The 25,038-nt window shown below is 67.4% G+C and carries 24 protein-coding genes and 1 pseudogene; 17 read left to right on the top strand and 8 right to left on the bottom strand.

Going from position 1 to position 25,038, the window contains the following annotated elements:
- Positions 1 to 146: 146 nt before the first annotated feature.
- The gene (locus tag C447_RS18565; protein ID WP_239639168.1) at positions 147 to 1,217 is read right to left on the bottom strand and encodes a hypothetical protein; all 1,071 of its coding nucleotides are present in this window, start codon (positions 1,215 to 1,217) and stop codon (positions 147 to 149) included.
- Positions 1,218 to 2,771: 1,554 nt separating this feature from the next.
- The gene (locus tag C447_RS10215; RefSeq protein ID WP_007693562.1) at positions 2,772 to 3,137 is read right to left on the bottom strand and encodes a hypothetical protein; all 366 of its coding nucleotides are present in this window, start codon (positions 3,135 to 3,137) and stop codon (positions 2,772 to 2,774) included.
- 115 nt (positions 3,138 to 3,252) lie between these two features.
- Here C447_RS10215 and C447_RS10220 point away from each other — a divergent pair, with 115 nt between their 5' ends.
- Positions 3,253 to 3,987, top strand: a complete 735-nt coding sequence (locus C447_RS10220) for an alanyl-tRNA editing protein (protein WP_007693563.1) — start codon at positions 3,253 to 3,255, stop codon at positions 3,985 to 3,987.
- A gap of 78 nt (positions 3,988 to 4,065) precedes the next feature.
- Complete coding sequence (locus C447_RS10225) at positions 4,066 to 4,278, top strand: hypothetical protein (RefSeq protein ID WP_007693564.1); 213 nt, start codon at positions 4,066 to 4,068, stop codon at positions 4,276 to 4,278.
- Between the two features lie 24 nt (positions 4,279 to 4,302).
- Here the strand turns inward: C447_RS10225 and nikR are convergent, their stop codons facing one another.
- Positions 4,303 to 4,719 carry a nickel-responsive transcriptional regulator NikR gene (gene nikR, locus C447_RS10230; RefSeq protein ID WP_007693565.1) on the bottom strand — a complete coding sequence of 139 codons (417 nt, stop codon included), beginning with the start codon at positions 4,717 to 4,719 and terminating at the stop codon, positions 4,303 to 4,305.
- Between the two features lie 127 nt (positions 4,720 to 4,846).
- On the opposite strand from nikR, the pseudogene C447_RS18950 reads away from it, so the two are divergent.
- From C447_RS18950 to C447_RS10255, 5 genes and pseudogenes are all read left to right on the top strand, one after another.
- Positions 4,847 to 5,507 (top strand): annotated as a pseudogene (locus tag C447_RS18950) (energy-coupling factor ABC transporter permease).
- The gene (locus C447_RS18955; protein ID WP_007693575.1) at positions 5,504 to 5,803 is read left to right on the top strand and encodes a PDGLE domain-containing protein; all 300 of its coding nucleotides are present in this window, start codon (positions 5,504 to 5,506) and stop codon (positions 5,801 to 5,803) included. The pseudogene C447_RS18950 and the gene C447_RS18955 overlap by 4 nt, the downstream one beginning before the upstream one ends.
- Positions 5,800 to 6,612, top strand: coding sequence for a cobalt ECF transporter T component CbiQ (gene cbiQ / locus C447_RS10245; protein WP_007693577.1), 813 nt, complete (start codon positions 5,800 to 5,802; stop codon positions 6,610 to 6,612). The genes C447_RS18955 and cbiQ overlap by 4 nt, the downstream gene beginning before the upstream one ends.
- Complete coding sequence (locus C447_RS10250; protein ID WP_007693579.1) at positions 6,600 to 7,400, top strand: energy-coupling factor ABC transporter ATP-binding protein; 801 nt, start codon at positions 6,600 to 6,602, stop codon at positions 7,398 to 7,400. Before cbiQ ends, C447_RS10250 begins: the two co-directional genes overlap by 13 nt.
- A gap of 204 nt (positions 7,401 to 7,604) precedes the next feature.
- The gene (locus tag C447_RS10255; protein ID WP_007693581.1) at positions 7,605 to 9,008 is read left to right on the top strand and encodes a GntP family permease; all 1,404 of its coding nucleotides are present in this window, start codon (positions 7,605 to 7,607) and stop codon (positions 9,006 to 9,008) included.
- A 35-nt stretch (positions 9,009 to 9,043) separates the two neighbouring features.
- Here C447_RS10255 and C447_RS10260 read toward each other — a convergent pair whose 3' ends face one another.
- Both C447_RS10260 and C447_RS10265 read right to left on the bottom strand, forming a co-directional pair.
- Positions 9,044 to 9,376 (bottom strand): hypothetical protein, encoded by a 333-nt coding sequence (locus tag C447_RS10260; protein WP_007693582.1) that lies wholly within the window; start codon positions 9,374 to 9,376, stop codon positions 9,044 to 9,046.
- Entirely contained in the window at positions 9,373 to 10,401 is a 1,029-nt protein-coding gene (locus tag C447_RS10265) for an SDR family oxidoreductase (RefSeq protein ID WP_007693583.1), read from the bottom strand. Before C447_RS10265 ends, C447_RS10260 begins: the two co-directional genes overlap by 4 nt.
- 229 nt (positions 10,402 to 10,630) lie before the next feature.
- Here C447_RS10265 and C447_RS10270 point away from each other — a divergent pair, with 229 nt between their 5' ends.
- From C447_RS10270 to C447_RS10285, 4 genes are all read left to right on the top strand, one after another.
- Entirely contained in the window at positions 10,631 to 12,460 is a 1,830-nt protein-coding gene (locus C447_RS10270; RefSeq protein WP_007693584.1) for a glycoside hydrolase family 15 protein, read from the top strand.
- A gap of 215 nt (positions 12,461 to 12,675) precedes the next feature.
- Entirely contained in the window at positions 12,676 to 14,484 is a 1,809-nt protein-coding gene (locus tag C447_RS10275) for a cytochrome c oxidase subunit I (RefSeq protein ID WP_007693585.1), read from the top strand.
- Positions 14,481 to 15,050, top strand: coding sequence for a hypothetical protein (locus C447_RS10280; RefSeq protein ID WP_007693586.1), 570 nt, complete (start codon positions 14,481 to 14,483; stop codon positions 15,048 to 15,050). The genes C447_RS10275 and C447_RS10280 overlap by 4 nt, the downstream gene beginning before the upstream one ends.
- 4 nt (positions 15,051 to 15,054) lie before the next feature.
- Positions 15,055 to 15,576: a hypothetical protein gene (locus C447_RS10285; RefSeq protein ID WP_007693591.1), complete on the top strand. Its 522-nt coding sequence runs from the start codon at positions 15,055 to 15,057 to the stop codon at positions 15,574 to 15,576.
- Between the two features lie 16 nt (positions 15,577 to 15,592).
- Here C447_RS10285 and C447_RS10290 read toward each other — a convergent pair whose 3' ends face one another.
- A complete protein-coding gene (locus C447_RS10290) occupies positions 15,593 to 16,126 on the bottom strand; it encodes a DUF6789 family protein (RefSeq protein WP_007693593.1) in 534 nt (177 codons plus the stop codon).
- 110 nt (positions 16,127 to 16,236) lie between these two features.
- Here C447_RS10290 and coxB point away from each other — a divergent pair, with 110 nt between their 5' ends.
- Complete coding sequence (coxB, locus tag C447_RS10295; protein ID WP_007693595.1) at positions 16,237 to 17,052, top strand: cytochrome c oxidase subunit II; 816 nt, start codon at positions 16,237 to 16,239, stop codon at positions 17,050 to 17,052.
- A 701-nt stretch (positions 17,053 to 17,753) separates the two neighbouring features.
- On the opposite strand, the gene C447_RS10300 is transcribed toward coxB, so the two are convergent.
- On the bottom strand, positions 17,754 to 18,611 hold the full coding sequence (locus C447_RS10300; protein WP_007693597.1) for a cytochrome c oxidase subunit 3: 858 nt from the start codon (positions 18,609 to 18,611) through the stop codon (positions 17,754 to 17,756).
- 110 nt (positions 18,612 to 18,721) lie between these two features.
- On the opposite strand from C447_RS10300, the gene C447_RS10305 reads away from it, so the two are divergent.
- A complete protein-coding gene (locus C447_RS10305) occupies positions 18,722 to 18,943 on the top strand; it encodes a hypothetical protein (protein WP_007693598.1) in 222 nt (73 codons plus the stop codon).
- Here C447_RS10305 and C447_RS10310 read toward each other — a convergent pair whose 3' ends face one another.
- On the bottom strand, positions 18,944 to 19,243 hold the full coding sequence (locus C447_RS10310) for a DUF6684 family protein (protein ID WP_007693599.1): 300 nt from the start codon (positions 19,241 to 19,243) through the stop codon (positions 18,944 to 18,946).
- A 270-nt stretch (positions 19,244 to 19,513) separates the two neighbouring features.
- Between C447_RS10310 and C447_RS10315 the strand changes: the two genes are divergently transcribed.
- Genes C447_RS10315 through C447_RS10330 form a run of 4 tightly spaced genes read left to right on the top strand, consistent with a single transcriptional unit; the run spans position 19,514 to position 25,037 of the window.
- Positions 19,514 to 21,283, top strand: coding sequence for a nitrite/sulfite reductase (locus tag C447_RS10315; protein ID WP_007693600.1), 1,770 nt, complete (start codon positions 19,514 to 19,516; stop codon positions 21,281 to 21,283).
- Between the two features lies 1 nt (position 21,284).
- A complete protein-coding gene (locus C447_RS10320; RefSeq protein ID WP_007693616.1) occupies positions 21,285 to 21,578 on the top strand; it encodes a DUF6360 family protein in 294 nt (97 codons plus the stop codon).
- 1 nt (position 21,579) lies between these two features.
- Positions 21,580 to 23,721 carry an assimilatory nitrate reductase NasA gene (gene nasA, locus C447_RS10325; RefSeq protein ID WP_237713333.1) on the top strand — a complete coding sequence of 714 codons (2,142 nt, stop codon included), beginning with the start codon at positions 21,580 to 21,582 and terminating at the stop codon, positions 23,719 to 23,721.
- Between the two features lie 11 nt (positions 23,722 to 23,732).
- Entirely contained in the window at positions 23,733 to 25,037 is a 1,305-nt protein-coding gene (locus C447_RS10330) for an MFS transporter (RefSeq protein ID WP_029601752.1), read from the top strand.
- The last annotated feature ends 1 nt before the right edge of the window (position 25,038 follow it).

A 25,038-nucleotide genomic window follows, 5' to 3' on the forward strand; every position in this document is an offset into this window, starting at 1 on the left:
TCGACAACGCTTATGCATCCGTTGGTCGTCGCTCCGCCCATCATGTCGGACGAACGAGGATCGAGTTCGGGGACACACCGCTGGCACGTCGCTGAACTCGACCCGGTGCTCGCACGACGATACCCCTCGGCGACCAACAGCTGTACCTACTCGGGGCCGTAGTCGGCCGCCACGAACCGGCCGTCCCAGTGGAGGTCGCCGTCGACCTTCGCCGGGACCCCCTCGGCCGCCAGCAGCCGTTCGAGGTCGGCGACCGAGCACTCGAACGTCCTGACCGTCCCCGACGAGAGGTGGTACTCGCTCTCGCCGTCGACGCAGGGGACGAAGAGGCTCCCCATCCCGCGTTCGGCCGTCGGGTAGGTCCGGTGTTCGACCCGAAGTCCGTCGTCCGTCCGCTCGGCCACGTAGAGGTTCGGCGTCCCGCTCTCGGCGTGAGCGATGGTGAACCCGCCGTCGCCGACGACGAGATACTGGCCGCCGACGATGATCTCGTCGCGGGCGATCTCGAGGGCGGCCCGCAGCGGGAAGCCGGCGTTGAGCAAGCCCGCGAACGCCCGGCCCATCGCCACCGCGTTCCGGTTCAGTACGTCCGAGAGGGTGACGATGCCGCCGATGGAACCCTTCCGGATCAGGCTCATGCCCTGCTCGTAGGATTGACAGGCGTTGAGTAGGAAGGCGTTGACCCCGACCGAGTCCAGCGTCGCGGCGTCGAGCGTCCCGTCGAGACACTCGAAGCCGGCACCGTCGATGTGGCCGATGTAGTGGAGGAGGTCGGTCCGCTTTTCGAGGGTCGCACGGAGTTCGTCGACGGTGAGGTCGCGCTCGACGGCGACGTCGAACGGGAGGTCCTGGTCGCCGTAGATCGTATCGACCAGCCCCTCTTCCTCGCCCATCTCGGCATCGTTGCAGACCACCCGAACGGTGATGTCGCCCTCCGTCGGCGTGCGGTCGAGGCGGTTCCGATGTGCTTCGGTCGTGGCCTTGCTCGCCCCCAGCGGCGTCCCGTCCCCGACCCACGCCTGTTCGAGCGAGTCCGCCGCCGCGAGCCGGACGAACTGCGGGGGCTCGCTGGAACGGGCGGCGACGCCCCGGCTGGTCTCGGGACCGCTTCCCCGGAGGAACTCGTCGAGCGTGGCGGCCCAGACGTTCGAGACCGCGACCTCGTGAGTGTGCGGCGACCGGACGACGGCGAGGTCGTCGACGAGGAAGGGGAGCATCTCGACGCTGTCGGGGGTGGGCTCGACGTGGGCGGTGAGCTTCCACTGGGNAGGTCGTCGACGAGGAAGGGGAGCATCTCGACGCTGTCGGGGGTGGGCTCGACGTGGGCGGTGAGCTTCCACTGGGGGAGGTGCGGTTCGATCGTCCCGAAGGGAACGTCGAGGGCGGCTTCGAGCCGGGCCGCCAGCGAGCGGTCGTAGAGTTCGGCGAGATCCAGTCCCAACCTCGATTCCAGTGCCGAGTGCTCGTGGAGGTCGACCGGCGAGCGGCCCTCGGACCGACAGAGACAGTCGAGGAAGAAGGCGCGCTTGAGGGTGCGCTCGACGGTGGCCTCGAAGCCGGCAGGGCCGTCCAGGGAGTATTCGAGTCCCGNGAGACAGTCGAGGAAGAAGGCGCGCTTGAGGGTGCGCTCGACGGTGGCCTCGAAGCCGGCAGGGCCGTCCAGGGAGTATTCGAGTCCCGTCTCGGTCCGGATCCGTGGGGTTTCGCCGGGAACCACCCGCGCACCGAGGTAGTACGCCAGCGGCGCGACCACGAACACCGACCGGAAGTCCGTGGGAACCTCGATCGTTACGCCGGTGTCGGGCGGTTCGAGCCCCCCGAGGTCGAGTTCCTCGCCGAGTTCGACCGTCGGCGGGTGCCCTCGAAGGGTCGGATACGAGCGCTCGGGNGTGTCGGGCGGTTCGAGCCCCCCGAGGTCGAGTTCCTCGCCGAGTTCGACCGTCGGCGGGTGCCCTCGAAGGGTCGGATACGAGCGCTCGGGACTGGTGGTCTTGAGCGCCGAGCCGAACGTCGAAATCGCCTGCATCATCTTCTCCGGGTCGGCCGGCGTCCGCACCGTCGCCGCCGGCCGGTCGTGGTGCGAGCGCGCGCCCACCAGTACGTCGACCTCCTCGCCGAACTCGATCGACATNGCCGGTCGTGGTGCGAGCGCGCGCCCACCAGTACGTCGACCTCCTCGCCGAACTCGATCGACATCCGTTCGGCGTCGGCGGCGAGGTTGACCGAACTCTCGACCGCGAGGTAGAGCTTCACGGGCGTGCTCAGTTCGATGCTGTAGGTTCCCTCCGGAAGACGTTCGTCCGCGAAGTGTTCGGCGTGAGCGACCACGTCGTTCCCGTCGCGGACGGTGGCGAGCACGATGTTCGGTAGCGAGAACGAACTGGTGCGAACCGAGACGGCGGCCTCGACCGGGAACCGGAACGAGTCCGTTCCGGCGGGTTCGGGCGTGACCGGATCCGGCGTCGAGAGCACGTATCGATGGCGCTCTATCGGGTCTACGATCGCGATTCCGGTGTCGACGGGTTCGAAGGAGACGTTTCCCATCGTTTACCAGCACATCGTCGTGTCGTCAGTCGTCGGTCCCGCCGGCTTCACTGGCGTCGAGATACGCCGCACCGTTAAAAATCCACGGGTTTCGATGGCGGGTCCGACGGCTGGGACTACGACCGTCGCGAGCGTAGGTGACGACTGCGAACGGGAGCATCCCGAACGGGAGTCGTCGAGCGAACGAACCGACGACCGGACGGGACCGGAGAACGGAGCGTGAGCGTCTAGAGGACGGTGCCGAGCACGACGCCGGTGAGCAGCGAGAGCAACAGCACGCCGCCGGCGGTCGTGAGCGGGATCCGTTCGACGGGCGACCGACCGGGCCCCACCCGGTCGCCGGTTCGTTCGCTCGACGCCAGCACCACGACGCCGGCGGTGGCGAACCCGAGGCCGATGACCAGCCCCCAGAGGAACGTCAGCCCCGACCCGCCGGCGACGACCATGGCGACCGCACGGCTCAGCACGAATCCCGTGCCGGCGATCACCGGTGCGCTGCCGACGACGCTGGCTCGATCGACCGAATCAGTGCGTCCGAGGGCCCCGACGACGGGGACCCGCGACGACCCCGTACCCGGGTAACGACGCGACATACTCCCGTGTGGAAAGATGGGTATATAAAACCCCGTCAGACGGTCGTCAGACCCCCTGACCCGAGCGCCTCGTTCGATGGCGAACACCCATACTTATCCGGTACGGATCGGGGTCATGACCGAGGAGCTCTACCTCCCGGCCGGGGAGTACCAGCGCACGTTCGACGCCGAGGTCGTCGCCGCCGACGAAGCTGGCCCGAGCGTGGTGCTCGACCGAACGCTGTTCTACAAGGAGGGCGGCGGCCAGCCGCCCGACCACGGCACGCTCTCGTGGGACGACGGCGAGGCGCGCGTCGTCGACGTCCGCAAGGACCACGGCGAGATCCGACACGAGCTGGACGGGGACGTCCCCGAGGCGGGAACCACGGTTCGCGGCGACCTCGACTGGGAGCGCCGCCACGCTCACATGCGATACCACACCGCCCAGCACGTCGTCTCGAAGGTCGTGCTCGACGAGTACGGCGCGAGCACGGCGGGCAATCAGGTCTACCCCGACCACGCCCGTATCGACTTCGAACCCGCGGACTTCGACGAGGCGGACCTCCGGGCGATCGAGGAGCACGCGAACGACCTCATCGTGCGCGACCTCCCAGTTCGAAAGGAGAACCGATCCCGGTCGGCGCTCGAAGACGAGACCCCCGAGGGCCGGACCAACCTCGACCTGATCCCCGAGAGCGTCGACCCACTGCGGGCGGTCTCGATCGGCGACATCGACGTCTGTCCCTGCGGCGGCACCCACGTCGACTCGCTGGCCGAACTCGGCGAACTCGAGGTCACCGATCGGACCTCGAAGGGCGCGAACGTCGACCGGATCGAGTTCGTCCTCCACGACCCCGCGACGGCCGACTGACCGAACGGCGCGTCGAACACGGCGAGCGGGGTCTCGGGACCAGTATGTTAAAGACCCTGACACCGATAGAGGGTTCCAATGCAACCCTTCGACAGCGAGAATACCGAACTCGTGGACACGGTAGAGACGCTCGAAACCCTCGAACCGGGCAAATTCAAGGCCTACGACGCCGGCGGGGAGTACACCATCGACCTCACCGACGACCACTACTTCCTCAGACCCGGGTCGCGGACGCCCGTCGGGAAACGGAGCGGGATCAGGATCTACCGTATCATCGACGACGACGAGTAGTCGTTCGTCCCCGACGCCCCGCCCCTATCGGTCCGCCTCGACGACGGTGAGCTTGACCTGGTGGACGCCCTTCAGGGGACGGATGCGGGAGAGTAACGCCTCGATCCGCTCCCCGGTTCCGTCGACGGCGATCGACTCCAGACAGAGGTGGTCGCTGAGGTGGACGTGGTGGACCGCGATGATCGTCTCGGTGAAGTCGTGCTGGAGTTCGGTCATCGCGTCGCTCACGCCGCTGTGGTCGTGTTCGTAGAGCACGACCACCGTCCCGCTGAGGGCCCCGGCGAGGTCGGTCTGCTGGTTGAACTCCGTGACGAACGCGCGGATGGCGTCCCTCGTCGCCTCGGACCGGCTGTCGTACTCGCCGACGTCGACGACGGCGTCGAACTCGTCGAGGAGGCCTGGCGGGAGCGTGACGCTCATCCGTTCGATCTCCCGGCTCATGACCTGCCGTCCCCCGAGCAGCCGTTCAGTCGCCGGTCGCTGCGATGTCGAAGCGGTGTCACACCATCCAGTATTACGACACGGACCAAAAGTATTATCGACGTGCTGCGGGTGGGTGCGGGTACGAATGCACATTCCGGATGGGTTTCTCGACCCCTGGGTTGCGGGCCTGCTCTGGCTCGGCTCGGGGCTGGCGATCGGTGTCGCGGTCGCCCGTGCTCGCGGCGAACTGGGTGACGAGCGGACCCCGCTGCTCGGGGTCGTGGCGGCCGGCATCTTCGCCGCACAGATGTTGAACTGGCCGATCCCCGGCGGGACCAGCGCCCACTTCGTCGGCGGCGCGTTCGCCGGCATCCTCCTGGGGCCGTATCTCGGTGTCCTCGCCATGACCGCCGTCGTCACGATCCAGGCGCTCGTCTTCGGCGACGGTGGCATCATCGCGCTCGGCGCGAACCTCTTCACGATGGCCGTGGTCGACGTGCTCGTTGGTTACGCGCTCTTCCGGCTCCTGCGAGGGATTCACGAGAGCGGCGCGGCGTTCGTGGCGGGNGGGCTGGGCGGCGATCACGGTCTCGGCGCTCGTGGTCGGGGTCGCCGTCGGTGCCTCGTCGGCGTTCGCCTACGAACTCGGGGTGACCGTTCCGGTCATGGTCGTCGGCCACGCGTTACTGGGGCTGGTCGAGGGGGCGATCACGGCCGCCGTCTACGGCTCCGTCGTGAACGCCCGACCGGACCTCGTCCTCGGGCGGTTCGCGGACGACCCGGTCTCGCCGGAGGTGGACCTGTGAGCACTGTCCGGACGAACCCGTGGGTCCGCCGGGCGTGTCTCGGCGTGCTGGTCCTCGTCGTCCTGGCTCCCGTGTTCGGCTGGGCGTCGGGGGCCGTCGGCTACGCCGAACCGCTCGAGAACGCCGCCGAGATGACGGGGGCTGCCGATGCCGCCGTCACGGTCCACGCCGGGGTCCTCCCCGACTACGCGGTCCCCGGTCTTGGCGCGCCGCTCGGCACGCTGGTCTCGGCGCTCGTCGGTGCGGCGCTGACGCTCGGTGTCGCCGTCGGGGTCGGCCGGCTCCTCGAACGGTGACCGGGGTCATCGCGGCGTCCGTCGAAACGATCACGACCGCGCTTCGAGCCGTCTTCGCCGCCGAACGGGTCGCGACCAGTGACGGTTTCTTACAACGGCGTGACCCTCGCGCCTCGCTCCTCTCGATCTCGGGGCTCGCGCTGGCCACGATGCTCACACGGACGCTCGCGGTCGTGGTCGCGCTCGGTCTCGTGACGGTCGCGCTCGCGTGGCTGTCCGCCGTCCCGCTGCGCCGACTCCTCGCGCGCTCGGCGGTCGTCCCGCTCGCGTCCGCGTTCGTCGTCCTCCCGCAGGTCGTACTGTTCCCGGGCGATCCGCTCGTGGAGGTGGTCGGCGTGACCGTCACCGAGGCGGGCGTCGCGTACGTCGTCCTGTTCACGTTGCGTGTCGGCGTCGGTGTCGCCTTCCTCTCGCTGATCGTGATGACGACGCCGTTCTCGGCCGTGGTCGCGGCGATGCGGGAACTCCGGATCCCGGTCGCGCTCGTCTGGACCATCGCCGTGACCTATCGGTACCTGTTCCTGTTCTTCGACGAGCTACAGCGGCTGATCCTGGCGCGGAACAGCCGAACGACCGGGGACTCGGGTATCCGTGGCGGCTGGCGCGACGCGAAGGGGATCGCGGGCACGTTTCTGTTGCGAACCCTCGACCGTGGCGAACGCGTCGGCCGCGGGATGCGGGCCCGTGGCGGTGCGCGGCCGCCATCACCGTACGGCCGCTCGCGAACCCTCGACGCCACCGACTACGCGCTGGTCGCGCTGGCCGTCGTCGCCGTCGTCGGGTCGGGGGTGGTCCGATGGGGCCCGTGATCGAGGCACGGGAGCTGACACACGAGTATCCGGACGGAACGACGGCGGTCCGGGACGTGACCCTCGCCATCGAGGCGGGCGAACGGGTCGCGGTCGTCGGCGCGAACGGGTCGGGCAAGAGCACGCTCCAGCTCGTCCTCGGGGGGCTCGTCGAGCCGTCGGCCGGGACGGTGGAGTACTTCGGCGAGACGACCGACGCCGAAGCGGTCAGGGACCGGCTCGGCGTGCTGCTCCAGGACCCGAACGACTACCTCTTCAACACCACCGTCCGCGAGGACCTCGAATACGGCCCGGCACAGCTCGGGATGTCACGGGAGACGGCGGACCGACGGGTGGCGGCGCTCGCCGACGAACTCGGGCTTCGTGGGCTGCTGGAACGACCGCCGTTTCGGCTTTCGGGCGGCGAGAAGCAGCGGGCGGCGCTCGCGAGCGTTCTCGCGTTCGACCCCGACGTCCTCCTGCTCGACGAACCGTTCGGTGCCGTCGATGCCCACTATCGAGAGCGGATTCGAAAGCTGGTGACCGACCACGAGGGGACCGTGGTGCTGTTCACGCCGTCGCTCGACGCCGTCCCCGAGGTCGCCGAGCGCGTCGTCGTCGTCGGGCAGGACGGCACCGTCGTCGCGGACGGCTCCGTTCGGGACGTCCTGACGGACGGCTCGCTGTTGACCGAAAACGGGCTCCGACCGCCGGCGACGGTGCGGCTCTTCGAGGGGATCCTCGACGCGGCCGAGCTTCCCCTGACCGTCGCGGCGGCACGACGGCGTCTCCTCCGTGAGGAGCGGTAGCGGACGCCCCGGGGTTCGGCGGCGGATCCGGTTGCACGCGCTCGATTACCGCCCTCCACGGAGCGGTCGCGACGGAAGCTCTCTCGTTCCGTCACAGTGGTTCGACGAATCGGGTGTTGTATTCGACACGAAAATCACATGGATTTTATGGTATCCCGGACGTCGATCACAGATTTAAATAGGGGTTGTGTAGAATCGTCGTTGATGGGTATTAACGAGGTAGGATCCGGACTGCTCCAAACGGGTATCGTTCCAGCGCCGCTCCTGGCGCTGGTCGTCGGCACGGTCATCGTCATCCTCCTATTGGCGTGGCTAGACGTTCCGGCGTTTCTCGGGCTGATAATCGCCGCGTTCGCCGTCGGGTTGGTCGCGCCACAGGTCGCGCTCGGGAACGTGCCGACGCGGATCGCGGAGGCGTTCGGTGAGAACATGGTCGGTATCGGGATCCCGATCCTGATGGCGGCGATAATCGGGAAATCGATGACCGACAGCGGTGCCGCCCAGCGGATCGTCCGAGGATTCGAGTCGCTCACCGGGCGGGACCGCGCCGAATACTCGCTGTTCGGGAGCAGTTTCGTGATCGCGATCCCGGTCTTCTTCGACAACGTCCTCTACTTGCTGACGCCGCTCGCGCGTACCGCGGCGGCGCGGATGGAGGACAACTACACGCTCTATCTCATCGCCGTCGCCGGCGCGGGGGTCGTCACCCACGGGTTCGTGCCGCCGACGCCCGGCCCGCTCGCGGCCGCGGACCAGCTCAGCGCGAACCTCGGCACGACCATCGTGGTCGGGCTGATGGTGGGGCTCCCGACCGCCGCGCTCGTCAGCATCGGCTTCGGGAAGTGGATCAACAGCCGCATGGACATCCCGCTCCGGGACTCGATGGGGATGACGACCGACGAGCTCGAGACGATGAGCACGATGTCGACCGACCGGCTGCCGGGGATCGTCGAGTCCCTCCTGCCGATCGTCATCGCCGTCGGCTTCATCGGCGCGAACACCACCGCGAGCAACATCTTCGGCGTCGGTGGCCAGCTCGGCGCGGTCATGAGCTTCGTCGGCGACGTGAACTTCTCGCTGACGCTCGCGGCGGTCGTGGCGGCGATCACCTTCTACCGCGAGAGTTCCCTCGACCGGACCGACTGGGGTGAGGAGCTCACGCAGGCGCTCCAGAGCGGTGGGAACATCGCGGCGATCACCGCCGCGGGTGGCGCGTTCGGGGCGATGCTCGCCGCCGCGGGCATCGGCGAGTACATCGCGGGCATCCTCAGCGGCTTCGGGCTCGGGATCCTCGTCACGGCGTGGGTGATCGCGACCGCGGTCCGCATCGTCCAGGGGTCGGCGACCGTCGCGATCCTCACGACCGCCGGGATCGTCGCTCCGCTCGCCGGCGGGTTCGAGCCGAACGCCGCCTACCTCGTGATGGCGATCGGCGCGGGTGCGACGACCTTCTCGTGGTACAACGACAGCGGCTTCTGGATCATCAAGGAGCTCGGCGGGCTCACCCAGGTCGAGACCCTCAAGACCTGGAGCGTCGCCACGACGCTCGTCTCGGTGTTCGGGTTCGCCTTCACCGTCCTGTTCTCGACGTTCCTCCCCCTGAGCTGAGGCGGGAGTCGGGTATTTCTGGAGTGGGACTGGCGCTACGAGCGTCGCTGTGAGAGCCAGCCGCTCGCCGCCCACGCGCTCGCCATGACCGCATCGAACGTCGCGAGGCGACGAGAGGTCGCGCTGTAGCCGGCGAGAAACACCATGCTGAGGGCGTGGAGCGCGTCGATACACGTCCCCGCCGTCCGCCATCCGTCGGTGTGCGTTCGACCCACCGTGAGCGCCTGGAGAACGTGTCTCGCGCCCAGGAGACGGCCGACGGCCACGGCTCGCGACGACCGCTCGCCGGTGACGCGTTCGACGATGGGTCCCGACGCGACGACCAGCAACGCGCCGTAGACGCAGCGGGCGACGGCGAGCCGTCTCATTCGGTCTCGGTCGGCTCGGCCCCGTCGTCGCTCCCGCCGACCCAGAGACGTGCGAACAACGTGACGAGCAGCGCCGCGACGACGCCGATCGACCGGCGGTGCTTCGCGAGCTGGAGCTGGCGGCTGGTCGGGATCGCGCGCTCGTCGAACGGCCCGTGCGCGCCCGCGTCGCCCTCGACGGGGTCGAAGAGGTTGTCGGGGCGGTCGGGGTCGTAGTCGAGGTCCGAGAACTGGCCGCCGTAGGCGGTCCGTGCGAGGTAGCGGTCGACGAACCACGGCACGAGCTTGTTCCCCCAGATGGTCTTCAGCGACGCGCGGCCGACGTAGAGCTCCCGACGGCGGTTGTAGGAGACCCAGTGGATCGCGTCGGCGGCGACCTCGGGCTGGTAGATCGGAGGAACGGGTTGGGGATACTCGTCGACGTGGCCCCGGCAGTGCTCGAACTGGGGGGTGTTGAGCCCCGGGAGCTGGACCATCGAGATATCGACGTCGGAGTCGTCGTGGATGAGTTCGGTCCTGAGGGACTCGGTCATCCCGCGGATCGCGAACTTCGAGCCGCTGTAGGCCGACTGGAGCGGGATCCCGCGATACGACATCGCCGACCCGACCTGGACGAGCTTCCCCTCGTCGCGCGGTACCATCCGTGAGAGCGCGGCCCGCGAACCGTTGACGGCCCCGAGGTACGTGACCGCCGTGACGCGGTTGTACTCCTCGGGGTCGACGTCGAGGAACTCCGCGAAGACGGTCGTCATCGCGTCGTTGATCCAGACGTCGATCGGGCCGAACTCCTCCTCGACCGCGTCGGCGGCGTTCTCGACCTCCTCGTGTTCGGTGACGTCGGTCTGCACCGCGAGCGCCTCGCCGCCCGCCTCCTCGACGTCCTCCTTCGTGGCGTCGAGGCCGTCCTCGCCCCGCGCGAGCAGGCCGACGTGCGCGCCGTCCTCGCCGAACTTCCGGGCGGTCGCCCGTCCGATACCCGAGGTCGCGCCGGTGATGACGACCACGTCGGCGTCGTCCGACGTCACGGTTCGACCCTCGCAGTTCGTGGTGTGGGTTCGGCCATACGACTGTCCGACCGTCCGCCCGTCGCGAGTTTATCCGGACGGCTTGCGAATACACATCGGCTAAGACCCTGCGAAAACGGGGATAGAAGGTTATACCCGTCGCACGGTCGATGGATCGACCAATGAGTTCGACTGTCCGCTCGGTCGACGTATCGCCCGACGAACGACGGATGCCGGTGCCGCGAGACCGATGAGCGGGTACAAACCGCTCGCCGACTACGGGCTGATCGGCAACCTCGAGACCTGCGCGCTCGTCGGTCGCGACGGCGCGATCGACTGGTGTTGTCTCCCGCGGCTCAACTCCTCGTCGGTCTTCGCCGCGGTCCTCGACGCCGAGCGCGGCGGCCGGTTCACCATCCAGCCGACGAACGAGTTCGAGGCCGAACAGCAGTACATGGAGCGCACCAACGTGCTCCAGACCACCTTCCACACCGACTCCGGGACCGCGACGGTGACGGACTTCATGCCGCTCTCGGCGGGCAACGACGGCAACCAGCCCAAGGTCCGGGGGCTCTACCGCGAGGTGGCCTGCACCGACGGCAGCGTGGACCTCGAGGTCGCGTTCGAGCCGCGATTCGACTACGCCCGCTCCGAGACCGAAGTCGAGTCGATCGACGGCGGCGTGGTGGCGACCGGCGAAGCTCGACGGATCGCGCTGTCGAGCCCGGTCGACCTCGACGCCGACGGCGACTCCGCCTCCGCGTCGTACTCGCTCGACGCCCACGATTCGGGCTGGTTCGTGCTCGAATACGGTACCCGGGCTCCACGGGAGCCCGAGGCGTGTGAACGGCTGCTCGACGATACCGTCGAGTTCTGGCGCGATTGGACCCACTCCTGTGACGGCGAGGACTGTCCGTTCGCGGGCTACAACCACGACGCCGTGGTGCGTTCGGAGCTCGCGCTCAAACTCCTCACGTACCAGGGAACCAGCGGCATCACCGCCGCCCCCACGACGTCGCTCCCCGAGGTGGTCGGCGGGGTCAGGAACTGGGACTACCGCTACAACTGGATCCGTGACGGCGCGTTCACCGTGCGAGCGTTCGCCAACCTCGGCGACATCCAGGAGGCCGTCGACTACCTCGACGACTTCCTCCGGCTGAGCCGCGAGGTCGACCCGAGCGAGATGCAGCCGCTCTACGGCCTCCAGCACGACTCGACCTACGAGGAGACCGAACTCGACCACCTCGAAGGCTATCGGGAGTCGTCCCCCGTCCGGATCGGTAACGGCGCGGCCGACCAGCTCCAGCTCGGGATGTACGGCGAGCTCGTGCTCGCGATCCACCAGCTCTCGTGGTCCGACCGGGAGATCGCGGGCGACGACTGGACCGCGATCCGGGAGATCGTGGAGTTCGTTCGCGAGGCGTGGGAGCGCCCCGACGCGGGCATCTGGGAGATGCGGAGCGGACCGAAACAGTTCGTCCACTCGAAGGCGATGTGCTGGGTCGCGATCGACCGCGCGATCGAGATGGCCGACGAACACGGCTTCGACGCGCCGCTCGACGACTGGCGCGCCGACAGGGAGGAGATAAAGGAGACGGTCATCGAACGCGGCTTCGACGAGGAGCGCAACACCTTCACCCAGGCGTTCGACGACGACCAGCTCGACGGCTCCCTCCTCCTGCTCCCGCTCTCGGGCTTTCTCGACTTCGACGACCCGCGGATCCAGGGCACCATCGAGTCGGTCCGCGAGGAGCTCACGACCGACGACGGGCTGGTCTATCGCTACGAGGACGACGACCTGCCGGGACAGGAGGGAACCTTCGTGCTCTGTTCGTTCTGGCTCGTCGACTGCCTCGCGCTGATGGGCGAGGTCGAGCGCGCACACGAGGTCTACGACACCCTCTGTGGGTACACCAGCCCGCTCGGGCTCGTCTCCGAGGAGATCGATCCCGACTCGGGCGAACTGCTCGGGAACTACCCGCAGGCGTTCAGCCACATCGGCCTCGTCAACAGCGCGCTCTACCTCCACGAGGCCGAAACCGGCGGGGCCGTCGAGCCGTTCCAGACGCAGTCGCCGTGACTCGAGGGTGGGTGCGGCGCGTGGATACGTCCTCAGGATCCGGCTCGGGTCGGTCGGTTACCGGAAACGAGGTCGGGACTCCGCTGGGTATTTACCCCCACCGCTCCAGTTCCGGGTATGCATCGTTCCGCGTTCGCACCGAGACGGCAGACGCGATCGCTTGAACCGGCAAGCGAAACGATCGAGCGGGCGGCCGTTCTCGATACGACCGTGCCATGCTGAACGCGACGATCCTCGTCGCCGCCGTGCTCGGCCTCGCGCTCGCGGGCTTCGTCTGGCGTTCGTACACCGCCCAGACCACGGCCGGTACGCCGGCGACCGACGGGGGATTCCTGCCCGAGAGCGCCGGCACCGAGACGGGGGCCGAAACCGAGGCGAAGGTCGGCGGCATCACGCGCTGGCTCACCACCACCGACCACCGCGACATCGGGATCATGTACATCGTCTTCGGGACGATCGCCGCGATCTGGGGCGGCGTCGACGCGATGATGATCCGGACCGAACTCCTCACCCCGCAGGCCGACGTCTGGACCGCGGGCACCTACGACGCCCTCTTCACCACCCACGGGCTGACGATGTTGATCCTGTTCGTCACCCCCGTCTTCTTCGGGATCGCGAACTACTTCCTCCCCCTCCTCATCGGGGCCGACGACCTCGCCTTCCCCCGGATCAACCTGCTCGGCTTCTGGATGCTGCCGCCCGCGCTCGTGTTGATCCGCGGCGGGCTCATCGTCAGCATGACGGCGAAGTTCCTCGGGCTGTTCGTCCCGCTCGACGCGATCGACTTCCTGTTCGCGATCCAGCCGCCCGAGATCGGCTGGTACATGTACGCGCCGCTGTCGCTCCAATCGGCCAACCCGCAGGTCGACTTCATGCTGCTCGGCCTCCACCTCTCGGGGATCGCGACGGTGCTCGCGTCGGTCAACTTCATCATCACGGTGTTCACCGAGAAGAGCGACGAGGTGTCGTGGGCCGACCTCGACCTGTTCACCTGGACGCTCGTCACCACCGCCGGGATCGCCCTGCTCGCGTTCTCGGTGCTCGGGAGCGCGCTCATCATGCTCCTCCTCGACCGGAACTTCGGGACGACCTTCTTCGCGCTCGAACAGGGCGGCGCGATCCTCTGGCAACACATCTTCTGGTTCTGGGGCCATCCGGAGGTCTACATCATCGTGTTGCCGGGCTTCGGGCTGATGAGCCTCATCCTCCCGAAGTTCTCGGGCCGAACCCTGTTCGGTCGCCGATTCGTGATCTACTCGACGTTCGCGATCGGTGTGCTCTCGTTCGGCGTGTGGGCCCACCACATGTTCACGACGGGTATCGACCCCCGGATCCGTGCGAGCTTCATGGCGGTCTCGCTCGCGATCGCCATCCCCAGTGCGATCAAGGAGTTCAACTGGATCACCACGATCTGGAAGGGGCGGGTCAGGCTGACCGCCCCCATGCTGTTCTGCGTCGGCGGCCTGAGCACGTTCGTGATCGGCGGCATCACGGGCGTGTTCCTCGCGGCGATCCCCATCGACATCCTCTATCACGACACCTACTACGTCGTGGGTCACTTCCACATGATCCTGATGGGCGTGATCCCGTTCATGATGATGGCCGCGAGCTACTACTGGTTCCCGATCATCACGGGCAAGATGTACAACCAGCCGCTCGCGCGCTTTCAGGCGGTCACGATGGTCATCGGGGTGCTCGTGACGTTCGGCGCGATGCTCATCACCGGCGCGCTCGGGCTTCCCCGACGGTACGCGACCTACCCCGCCGAGTTCACGGGGCTGATGGAGGTCACCACCATCGGTGCCTACGTCATCGGTATCAGCGTGCTGCTCTGGCTCTACAACATGCTCCGCTCGTACTGGGCGGGCGAGCGCGTCACCGAGGCCGACGTCTGGGACCTGAAGGAGACCGGGCAGTTCACCCGCGAGTGGCAGTGGTTCGAGAAACAGCTCGCCGAGCGCTACGCCACCGACGGCGGTTCGGCCGAAACTGACACGGACGAAGCCCCGAGGACCGACGGATGAGCGACGACACGGACCTCCAGGGCGAGGACCAGGGGGACTTCGAGGAGCACTTCGCGCCCGTCATCCGGAGCGTCTGGCGAACGATGACCAGCCGGTCGGTCCAGACCTACACGATATCGTTCGTCGGGATGATCGTTCTCTCGGCCAGCATCGGCGGCGTCATCCTCGGGCCCTACGCCGCGATCCAGCCGACCTACGGGCTCTGTGACAGACCGATCGTCGAGGTCTACTCGCCGACGGACACCGCGGAGCTCACGGCCGGCGACGACCCGCCGAACTTCAGGCAGTTCTCGTACGACGAACTCACGTCGGCGGAGCAGGAGACCTTCGATGAGGCCCGGACGAGCGCGCTCCAGGAGGCCGAACTCGACGGACGAACGGCGCACTTCGAGGAGCTTCGCAACGGCTCCGTCGTGACCTACGAGGGTGAGTCGTACTACACCGTCGTCGCGTCGCTCGACGACTGTGTCGACGAGACCGCGTTCAACGTGCCGCTCAGCATCGTCGGGGTCGTCGTGGGGCTCGGCCTCTCGGCCGCCCCCGGGCTCCGGCGATGGTTCAACTAACCCCATGACCGAGTACTCGATCCACCGACCACGATTCACGGGAACCACCAGGAACGACTGGGTGTTCCCGACCGAACAGGACTTCGATACGAGCGACCTCTCGGCCGCCGCCGACCGGTTTCTGGTGTCGGCCTCGGGCTTCGAAGAACCAGACTCGCTCGACGACCTCTACCTCCCGGTCGTCGACCGCCGGAACGAGCTCAGCCTCAACGCGCTCTTCGCGGCGCGGGAGGGCCCCTACGATGCCGACCAGATCCCGGACCTCGATGCGGACACGCGGGCGGAGCTCGACGCCCTCATCGACGACCTCGGCACCGAACACTTCGAGGAGTACCAAGAGGTCGTCGTGAGCAATGCCGACTGGGCGGCCGCGACGAGCGGCACACCCGCGAACCCGGCCGGCGGCGTGGTCGGCAACGCCATCACGCCCGCCGAGGCCTCTTACTCCTCGACGGGTGCGACGATCGGACTGGTCTTTCTCGCGGTGGCGACGGTCGCGGTGAACTGGCTTCGTAGCCGCCGGTAGACCCGGGACCGAACGATTACTGAAACGTCGTTCCGACGAAGGCGATGTCGGTACGCGGTTCGGCGTACTCGAAGGCCAGCCCCATGACGAGCCCGTAGAGACACTGCCCGATGAAGGTGAGCACGAGGAACAGCGGGAGGCTCACGTTGGGGCTGTAGAAGGCGATCGCGAAGCCCGCCCAGCCGATCGCCGCGAACGTTATCCCGGAGACCGCCATCCGCCAGCCGGGGAGGTACTCGTGGAGCGCCGCGAACAGGAACGGCCACGTCGTCATCCCGCCGCCGACGAAGATGAGGTAGCCGAGCACCGGGTCGCCCTCGCCCGCGAGCGGGTCGCTCAGCCCGGCCATGACGGCCATCTCGCCGAACTGGACGGGGTCGAACGCGTCGAGAAAGAGGGCGAGGGCCAGCACCGCCGAGAAGGCCAGCGTACCGAGCCCGCCGGCGATCCCGCCGACGAGTCCACCGACCACGATACGTCGGAGGTCGCCCCGCGCCTTGCTTTCGGATTCGCCGGTAACCTCTTCGACGAGTGAGCCCGTGTCGGCCATGCGAGCGTTTACGGCCGGGGTAGCAAAAGCCCCTCGCCCGGGGAACCACGGGCCGACGGTTCTGGCCGACGACAGCAGATACTTGTGCGGGCCCCTCCGATCGTAGCTCGATGAACCGCAGACAGGCGACGGCCGGGGTGGTGCTGGCGGCGTTTCTGACGATCGCTGTCGAGCCGGTCGCCGCGCAGTCGGTCAACAAGACCCTGATCGAGAGCCTGAACCGACAGCTCCTCTACGTCGCCGTGCCCCTCGCGATACTCGTCGAGGTGATCCTGTTCTACGCCGTCTGGAAACACAAGGACAACGACGACCCCTCGCCGACGAAGGAGAACCGCTCGCTCGAGATCACGTGGACGATCGCCACCGCGATCATCCTGCTGTTCGTCGGGTTCGCGTCGTACAACATCCTCACGGACCCGTACATCTCGCCCTCGCTGACCGAACAGGAGCAGGCCCTCGGCGGCGACCAGAACCTCGAAGGGGCCGTCATGCCCGCGAGCGACGACGACGCGGTCATCGTTCGGACGATCGCCTACCAGTGGGGCTGGGACTTCGTCTACCCCGAGGAGAACGTCACGACCGACAACGTAACCGTGGTTCCAGCGAACACGGACGTCTACTATCATCTGACGTCGCGTGACGTGTTACACGCCTTCCACGCGCCCGAGCTCGGGCTGAAGATGGACACCATCCCCGGTCAGTACAACACCATCCGGACCAACATCACCGAACCGGGCACCTACCGGGTCTACTGTTCGGAGTTCTGTGGCGCGGGCCACTCCCGGATGTACGCCAACCTCACGGTCGTGAGCCAGGACCGGTACCAGGCGTGGCTGTCGAATCAGAACCGGACCGACGTCCCGACGCGGGTGAGCGCGGAGAACGCGACCAACGTCACCGCGTCGGTCGCCGCTCCGCCGGCCTGAACTTTTACGTGAAGAATCAGGCGCTAAAGCCTCACCGTTCACGGCGGGGATACAGCGTCCCCAGAACGCTTCGCGTCTCGTCAACGGCCGTCCGCTCTGTTCGTGACCTTCCGAAACTGCCGGAGCTGCGATAATTAGCCTTTCTGAGTGCCCATCAGCTGTCGGTAATACGATTTCTGTATTCAGTGTGAAGTGTGCAACGAGTCCGCTCCGTACATAGTTACGGTGCTGGGACTGAATACAACTTCTGCGCTACCAACTACTGTTTTCATAGCTGGGAGAGCGCAGGCTCAACGAGTGACGGACGGGCTGCGAAGGAGAACGGCACCATGCTACACTTCCCGTGAACAAAATAGCCGTATTCACACCAACTGCTATCGTGCGGTATCGAGCGCGGCACGTCCGCGCCCATACCGGGACGATCGGACGATCTTCGACAACCCACCACACTCAGCGAACGACCGTCGCCGGAGGTGGTGAGCGATGCGACAGAAGTACCGCCGAGTCGAGTCGGGGATCGACGACCGCCCGGACGCCCCGCCGAAAGACGGTGTGTCCGGGTATGGCGTCCCGAACGAGTGGAGTACCGGGGGCGTGGCACTCGCTCTGGACGAACGAACCTCCGTCCACGAACCTGAAACTCCCAACCCAACGTTGCGGTGCGGCCGTGGGAATCCTCGCCCTTCAGCGCGGGGAGGACGTCAAAGCGAGAACTCGGCTCCGAAGTAGAGCAGCGCGATGATGAAGATCCAGACGACGTCGACGAAGTGCCAGTAGTACGACACCGTCACCATCGAGGTGTCCCGCCCGTCCGAGAGCTGGCCGAGCAGGCCGCGGGCGAACAGGATGCCGAGGAAGATCGTTCCGGCGAGAACGTGGAGGCCGTGGAGCCCCGTGAGACCGAAGAACGCGCTCCCGAAGATCCCGGTCGTGAAGGTGAAGCCCTCGTGGACGACCAGGGTGTAGTACTCGTATATCTGGCCCGAGACGAAGATCACGCCGAGCAGTATCGTGACGCCGAGCAGGCCGAGAAAGCCCCGCCGGTTGCCCTCTTCGAGCCCCTGGTGGGCGTAGTGGAGGGTGAAGCTGCTCGCCACCAGCGCGACCGTGTTGACGATCAACACCGGCGTGAGGAGTTCGGGGAGTTCGCCCGGGGGCCACTGGTCGACCCGGATGAAGGCGTAGTAGACGAACCCCGCCGAGAACGTCGCGATGTCGGTCAGGATGAACAGGATCATCGCGCCGCGAAGCGCCCCGGGCTCGCGACCCTCGGTGCTCCGGGTCCAGAAGTCGACGAGGAAGCCCTGGTAGAACCAGCCGAACGCGCCCGCGATGAATCCCAGCGATCCGAGGGCGAACACCACCGGCCCGATCGTCGGCGGTATCGGCGCGTTCTCGCCGGTCCCGAAGAAGTAGAGCCCGGCTCCGAAGTAGAGCCCGATCAGCCCGATCGTACAGGCGACGGGCCACCACGTCGCTTCCTCGTGCCCGGTGGGGAAGTCGCGCCACAGGGCCTCGTCCTCGCCGGTTTCCTCGGCCGTCTCGCTCGTCGTCCCCATACCCCCCGATTGCGTCGAGACGGATAAAAACACCCCGCCTGCGGCCGTCGACGGGTACGGCTTCACAAACTAAATGACGCCGGTGCCCGTGGAGGGAAACGAACCTCCTCATGTCGTCGCCCGAATCCCCGCCGGTGCTGGAGCCCACCTGGAGAACTGCCTTCGGACTGGCCGCGGTCACCACCGGCTATCTCGTCGCGCTCGTGGGTATCGCCGTGTACGCGTGGGCCGAGGTCCACGCCATCGCGTTCGTCCCGACGCTCGCGGTCTCGGTCGTCGGCTTCCTCGTGATGGTCGCCGGCGGCGGGTTGGTCTGGCGCGAACGGACCTGATTACTCCGCGTCGTCCGCTTCGCCGTCAATCCCCGTGGCGACACTGCTGATCTTGGCCGCCGTCCCCGAGCTGCCGGTCTGGTCGGCCTCGGCGATGATCCGGCCCGTGACGTAGGTGGTGACCGCGAGCACCACGAACGGGATCACCAGCAGGCCGAGGCTGGTCCCGACCGCCATCGCGTCGGCCGGAAACGGGTCGGCTAGGATGAACAGCGCGAAGAAGAAGATGATCATCCCCATCGGAATGAAGTTGACCGTGAGGTCGAGCAGGGTCTCCCGGTTGAACACTCGGTCGGCCATGTGGAGGTCGGTACGCGCTCGGGGGTTATGTAGGTTGAGATACCGACGGCGACCGTCGGGCGTTCGATTTGTGTACGAATACCTTATACACTGCTGTACAAACCTCCATTCATTGTGTATTGGACGGTCGACTCCGAAAATAGAGAATAAATTCAGATTGTTTGCGGACACGTTTATGTACCCACTCCGCTGTGGGTCGAAGCGTGACGACGACCATGTCAGGACGAACGCTTCGCGAGAAACCACCGGTATCGACGGAATAACCCCACGATGGTTCACAAAAAGGAGGAGTGGAAGGAGGGATTGTACGGCGACGAGGTGCGCGAGAGACTGATCGAGTTCGCCGAATCGGGCTGGGAGTCGATCCCGGAGGACGAACGCGAGGTGTGGTTCTCGCGATTCAAGTTCTGGGGGGTCTTCCACCACCGGTCGGGCCAGGAGAGCTACTTCATGATGCGGCTCACCAACTGCGGCGGGCTCCTCGAACCCGGCCAGCTCCGCGCCATCGCCGAGGTCGCCCGGGAGTACGCGACCGGGCCCGTGGACAACCCCGAGTTCGGCAACGGCTGGCTTGACTTCACCACCCGCCAGTCGGTCCAGCTCCACTGGATCAAGCTCGAAGACGTCCCCGAGATCTGGGAGAAACTCGAAGCGGTCGGGGTCTCCAGTCGCTCGTCGGGTGGGGACACCATGCGGAACGTCTCGGGCTGTCCGGTCGCGGGCAAGGACGCCAACGAGTACGTCGAGACCCGGCCGTTGCTCGACGAGATTCAAGCGGACCTCCGGGGCGACAACGCGCTCGCGAACATGCCCCGGAAGTTCAACATCTCGGTCACGGGCTGTCGGGAGGGCTGTGCCCAGGACTCGATCAACGGCGTGGCGCTCGAACCCGCGCGAAAGCTCGTCGATGATGGTGAAACAGTTCGAGGCTTCAACATGCGTGTCGGCGGGGGCCTCGGCGGACGCGAACCTCGGCGGGCGCGCTCGCTCGACGTCTTCGTCGAACCCGAACACGCCTACGAGGCAGTCCGGGCGTTCGTCGAGCTCTACCACGCCGAGGGCAACCGGGAGAACCGGCGCAAAAACAGGTCTAGATTCTTCGTCGACGACTGGGGAACCGAGAAGATCCGGGAGGAAATGGCCGAGAAGGTGGACTTCGACCTCGCGTACGGCGGGACGGACCTCCGGAAGGAGTACACCTACAACGCCGGCCGGGCCGACGAGGCGGGCCGACACGACCACGTCGGCGTCCACGAACAGCCCGACGGACGGTACTACGTCGGCCTGAACACGCCCGTCGGACGGGTGCCGGCCGACGAGGCGCTCGAACTCGCCGACCTCGCCGACGAGTACGGCAGTGGTGAAGTCAGACTCACCCGGCGGCAGAACCCACTCTTGATGGACGTCCCCGAGGAGCGACTCGACGACCTGCTCGCCGAACCGCTGCTCGACGTCCACTCGACGGACCCCGACGTGTTCGTGCGCGGGGCGATGGCGTGTACGGGAACCGAGTTCTGCTCGCTGGCGCTCACCGAGACCAAAGCCCGGATGGCGGCGACGCTCCGGTGGCTCCAGACGAACGTCGACATGCCTGAGAATGTCTCCCAGGTCAAGATGCACTTCTCGGGCTGTACCGCCGACTGCGGGCAGGCGCTGACCGCCGACATCGGGCTCCAGGGGATGCGCGCCCGGAAGGACGGCGAGATGGTCGAGGCGATGGACGTCGGCGTGGGTGGTGGCATCGGTCCGGACCCCGCGTTCATCGACTGGGTCCACCAGCGCGTCCCGGCCGACGAGGTTCCGGGGATGATCAAGAACCTCCTCGACGGGTTCGTGGCGCTCCGGGAGGACGGACAGACGTTCCGGGAGTGGGTCGAATCCACGGGCGAAGGAACCATCGCCGAGCTCGCCCAGCCCGAGGAGACCGACTACGTGGACCCCTGCCTCACCGACGCGAAGCAGTCGTGGTATCCGTTCGAGGACGGCGATGGTCCGGCCCCGACCGCCGCCGACGGGACCCCAATGGAGGCCGACGATTGAGATGAACCGGCGCTCCCTCGACGTCACCTCGCGAACCACGTTCGACCACCTCCCGGCGCGCGCCGAGGGCGACGGCTGGCGTCACGAGTCGATCGCCGTCCTCGACGTCGAATCGCCGCGCGGCGAGGACCGGGTCGAGCTCGGGTTCGAGCTCGACGGAGGTACGGAAATCCTCCCGCATCACGTCGACCGCGTGCCGCTCGCGCCCGACCAGGCGCGGAGCCTCGCGGCCGACCTCGAAGCCGCCGCGGCGGCCGCCGAACGGGGCGAGGCGATGGTCAGCAGGAGGGGGTGAGATGGGCGAGCCGGTACCGACGACCTGTATGCGGTGTGCGGTCGGCTGTGGCCACGTTCACGAGGGGGTTGACGTCGGCCACGGCATCGCGTCGGTCCAGGGCGACGTCGCCCATCCCGTCAACAAGGGGCTCGCGTGCCCGCGTGGCATTCGCGAGAGCGCGAACCCGAGCGGCGAGTGGCTAACTCGGCCGAAGGTCCGCCGCGACGGCGACCTCGTCTCGACGACGTGGGACGTGGCGCTCGACCGGGTGGCCACGGCGTTCGAGACGGTTCTCGAAACCGATCCGGACGGTCTCGCGGTACTGGGCAGTGGCCAGCAGACGAACGAGGCGGCGTACGCACTGGGGAAACTGGCCCGCGGCGGCTTTGGAACCCGGTTCTACGACGCGAACACGACCCTGTGCATGGCGAGCGCGGTGACGGCCTACTACGACGCCTTCGGGAGCGACGCCCCACCACCCACGTACGACGATATTCCCGACGCCCGAACCCACCTCGTGTGGGGGGCGAATCCCGCCGTCGCTCATCCCGTGATGTTCCGGTGGATCGCGGGGAGCGCCCGCGATGACGACAGCCGGCTCGTCGTCGTGGACCCGGTCGAGACGGCGACGGCCGAGCGGGCGGACATCCATGTGAACCTCGCGCCGGGTGGCGACCTCGCGCTCGCGCGGGCCGTTCTCGCGCGCGTTCTCGACCGGGACCTCGTGGATCGCGACTTCATCGAGAGCGCGACCGACGGGTTCGGAGCGCTCCGCGACGGGCTTCCAGCGGCCGAATCGGCGGCCGCGACCGCCAGTGTGTCGCTCGACGAACTGGACGCGCTCGTCGAGGCGCTCGCCGACCCGACGCTGCTCTACTGGGGCATGGGGATCAATCAGAGCAGCCGTGGGACGGCGGCTGCGCGGGCGCTGATCGACCTCTGTATGGCGACCGGCAACATGGGTCCGGGTTCCGGTCCGTTCTCGCTCACCGGCCAGGCCAACTCGATGGGGGCCCGGGTCTGCTCCTCGAAGGGAACCTGGCCGGGCCACCGCGACTTCGCCGACCCCGACGAACGCGCCGCTGTTGCGGACGTGTGGGGGATCCCGGAAGAACGACTCCCGGCGGACACCGGTCCCGGTCCCGTGGGGATCGTCGAGGCCATCGACGACGGTCCGGTCGAGGCGGTCTGGGCGGTGGCGACGAACCCGGTCGCGGGACTCCCCGACGCGACGACGGCCCAGGATCGACTCGACGACGCCTTTCTGGTCGTCCAGGACGCCTTCCGGAGCGAGACCGCCGACCTCGCGGACGTGGTGTTGCCGGCGGCGACCTGGGGCGAGTCGTCGGGGACCACGACGAACATGGAACGAACCGTCTCGCGCGTCCGCGCCGCGACCGCGCCGCCCTCCGGGGTCAGAACCGATCTCGACATCGTCACGACCGTCGGGGACCGACTCGTTCCCGACCTGTTCGACGCTCACGACCCGGAGGGGGTCTTCGAGGAGTTCGTCGGACTCACGAGCGGAACCGACGCCGATTGCTCGGGCATCAGCTACGACCGTCTGGAGCGCGAGCGAGCGGTGCGCTGGCCAGCGCCCGATCCGGACTCGTCGGGCGGCTACCGCTACTACGACCCCGATTCGGGGTCGGATGCCTGGGAGTTTCCGACCGCGACGGGTCGCGCGCGGTTCTCGACCGGGTTCGGCGGCGACGATCCCGAACCGACGACCGATGCGTACCCGCTCACCCTGACGACGGCCCGCGAGGCCGACGCCTACAACACCGGCGTCAGAACCCGTGACTCGGTCGACGAACCTGGCGAACCCGCCGCGCGCGTCAACCCGACGACCCTCGACCGGTTCGCCGGGTCCGGCGACGACCGACTGACCGTCGAATCGAGACGGGCCTCGATCCCGGTGTCGACGGTTCCCGATCCGGCGATCCCGGAGGGGATGGTCTGGCTGCCGGTCCACCACCCCGCGACCAACCGGCTCACGATCCCTGCCACCGACCCCGAATCGAACGAACCCAACTACAAGCAGTGTGCGGTCCGCCTCGTCGCCGCCGATCGCTCGGTCGGCACCAGTGTCGCTCCTGCGGTGCTTCAGGACGGCGGGGTAGCGCGTCCACTCGGTAGCGAGAGCGGGGTGGGTGAATGAGCCTCGTCAGGATGACGAAGTGGCGGACGTTGCTGCTCGCGACCGTGAGCTTCAACTTCTCCTTTCTGATCTGGTTCTCGTTCGCGCCCTTTACCGGCCCGATGGCCGCGGAGTTCGGGCTCTCGCTCGCCGAGATCGGGATCCTCGCGAGCGCGAACATCTGGCTCGCGCCGTTCGGCCGGATCCTGACCGGGTGGCTCTCCGATAAGTACGGCGCACCCGTCGTGTTCGCGATCGTGCTCGGCTACGTCGGCGTCTTCTCTATCGTCAGTGCGTTCGCCCAGAGCTACGCGCTCTTCTTCGTCGTGCGCCTGATCGTCGCCACCGCGGGGATCACGTTCGTGATCGGCATCCAACACGTCTCGGAGTGGTTCGAGGAGGAACGTCTCGGCACCGCCGAGGGCGTCTACGCGGGGATCGGTAACGCCGGGGCGGCGGCGGGTGCGCTGTTGCTTCCGCGGATCTTCGGCGCGAACTGGAGCGGCCCGTTGTTCGAGACCAACTGGCGGGCGGCCTTCTTCTACACCGGTGTGGTCTCGATCCTGCTCGCGGTCGTCTACTACGCGATCGGCGAGGCGGCGTCGAGCGAGGAGCGCCGGCAGGCTACCGCCGACAACGCCAGCCTCAAGCAGTGGATCTACACCGCCACGCGGTACGGTACCGTGGTGCTCGCGCTCGGCTACGTCATGAGTTTTGGGCTCGAACTCTCGATGAACGGGTGGCTCGCGACCTACTACCGCGAGGGCTTCGGGACGAGCAACCTCGTGCTCGCGAGCACGTTCGCGGCGACGTTCTCGCTCGCGGCGGGCCTGCTCCGGCCGTTCGGCGGCTACATCAGCGACGTGCTCGCCCGGCGAGAGCGGGACATTCTCCCTTTCTTCGAGGGTCGCTACCGCGAACAGTGGACGTTCGTCTCGCTCGCGCTCATCGTCGTCACGATGATAGGGATGACGCTGGCGGGGCTCTCGGGCGTGCTGTTGCTCGCGGTCGGTGCGGGCTTCCTCGTCGGGGCGGCGTGTGCGTTCGCCGAGGGTGCGATCTTCGCGCAGGTCCCGGCGATGTTCCCGAACAGTTCGGGGACGGTCTCGGGCGTCGTCGGCGGGATCGGTACCGTCGGCGGGATCGCCTTCCCGCTGGTCTACTCCTCGACGCTCATGCCGAACCTCCACCTCGGCTACGCGCTCGTCGCCCTCGTCGTGATGGTGCCGATCGTGGCGATCAACGCGTGGGTCTACCGGCCCCACCTCGCTCGCCGCGCGAACGTCGATGGGTTCTTCGACCGGAGCGGCGACGGCCAGCCAGCTACCGACGACTGAC

It is taken from the genome of Halococcus hamelinensis 100A6, assembly GCF_000336675.1.
Lineage (GTDB): Archaea > Halobacteriota > Halobacteria > Halobacteriales > Halococcaceae > Halococcus > Halococcus hamelinensis.

What these genes read in the sequence shown, in the direction of transcription:
- C447_RS18565 (WP_239639168.1), bottom strand. Translation starts at nt 1,217, where the DNA reads ATGCTCCCCTTCCTCGTCGACGACCTCGCCGTCGTCCGGTCGCCGCAC.
- C447_RS10215 (WP_007693562.1), bottom strand. Translation starts at nt 3,137, where the DNA reads ATGTCGCGTCGTTACCCGGGTACGGGGTCGTCGCGGGTCCCCGTCGTC.
- C447_RS10220 (WP_007693563.1), top strand. Translation starts at nt 3,253, where the DNA reads ATGACCGAGGAGCTCTACCTCCCGGCCGGGGAGTACCAGCGCACGTTC.
- C447_RS10225 (WP_007693564.1), top strand. Translation starts at nt 4,066, where the DNA reads ATGCAACCCTTCGACAGCGAGAATACCGAACTCGTGGACACGGTAGAG.
- nikR (WP_007693565.1), bottom strand. Translation starts at nt 4,719, where the DNA reads ATGAGCCGGGAGATCGAACGGATGAGCGTCACGCTCCCGCCAGGCCTC.
- C447_RS10250 (WP_007693579.1), top strand. Translation starts at nt 6,600, where the DNA reads ATGGGGCCCGTGATCGAGGCACGGGAGCTGACACACGAGTATCCGGAC.
- C447_RS10255 (WP_007693581.1), top strand. Translation starts at nt 7,605, where the DNA reads ATGGGTATTAACGAGGTAGGATCCGGACTGCTCCAAACGGGTATCGTT.
- C447_RS10260 (WP_007693582.1), bottom strand. Translation starts at nt 9,376, where the DNA reads ATGAGACGGCTCGCCGTCGCCCGCTGCGTCTACGGCGCGTTGCTGGTC.
- C447_RS10270 (WP_007693584.1), top strand. Translation starts at nt 10,631, where the DNA reads ATGAGCGGGTACAAACCGCTCGCCGACTACGGGCTGATCGGCAACCTC.
- C447_RS10275 (WP_007693585.1), top strand. Translation starts at nt 12,676, where the DNA reads ATGCTGAACGCGACGATCCTCGTCGCCGCCGTGCTCGGCCTCGCGCTC.
- C447_RS10280 (WP_007693586.1), top strand. Translation starts at nt 14,481, where the DNA reads ATGAGCGACGACACGGACCTCCAGGGCGAGGACCAGGGGGACTTCGAG.
- C447_RS10285 (WP_007693591.1), top strand. Translation starts at nt 15,055, where the DNA reads ATGACCGAGTACTCGATCCACCGACCACGATTCACGGGAACCACCAGG.
- C447_RS10290 (WP_007693593.1), bottom strand. Translation starts at nt 16,126, where the DNA reads ATGGCCGACACGGGCTCACTCGTCGAAGAGGTTACCGGCGAATCCGAA.
- coxB (WP_007693595.1), top strand. Translation starts at nt 16,237, where the DNA reads ATGAACCGCAGACAGGCGACGGCCGGGGTGGTGCTGGCGGCGTTTCTG.
- C447_RS10300 (WP_007693597.1), bottom strand. Translation starts at nt 18,611, where the DNA reads ATGGGGACGACGAGCGAGACGGCCGAGGAAACCGGCGAGGACGAGGCC.
- C447_RS10305 (WP_007693598.1), top strand. Translation starts at nt 18,722, where the DNA reads ATGTCGTCGCCCGAATCCCCGCCGGTGCTGGAGCCCACCTGGAGAACT.
- C447_RS10310 (WP_007693599.1), bottom strand. Translation starts at nt 19,243, where the DNA reads ATGGCCGACCGAGTGTTCAACCGGGAGACCCTGCTCGACCTCACGGTC.
- C447_RS10315 (WP_007693600.1), top strand. Translation starts at nt 19,514, where the DNA reads ATGGTTCACAAAAAGGAGGAGTGGAAGGAGGGATTGTACGGCGACGAG.
- C447_RS10320 (WP_007693616.1), top strand. Translation starts at nt 21,285, where the DNA reads ATGAACCGGCGCTCCCTCGACGTCACCTCGCGAACCACGTTCGACCAC.
- nasA (WP_237713333.1), top strand. Translation starts at nt 21,580, where the DNA reads ATGGGCGAGCCGGTACCGACGACCTGTATGCGGTGTGCGGTCGGCTGT.
- C447_RS10330 (WP_029601752.1), top strand. Translation starts at nt 23,733, where the DNA reads ATGACGAAGTGGCGGACGTTGCTGCTCGCGACCGTGAGCTTCAACTTC.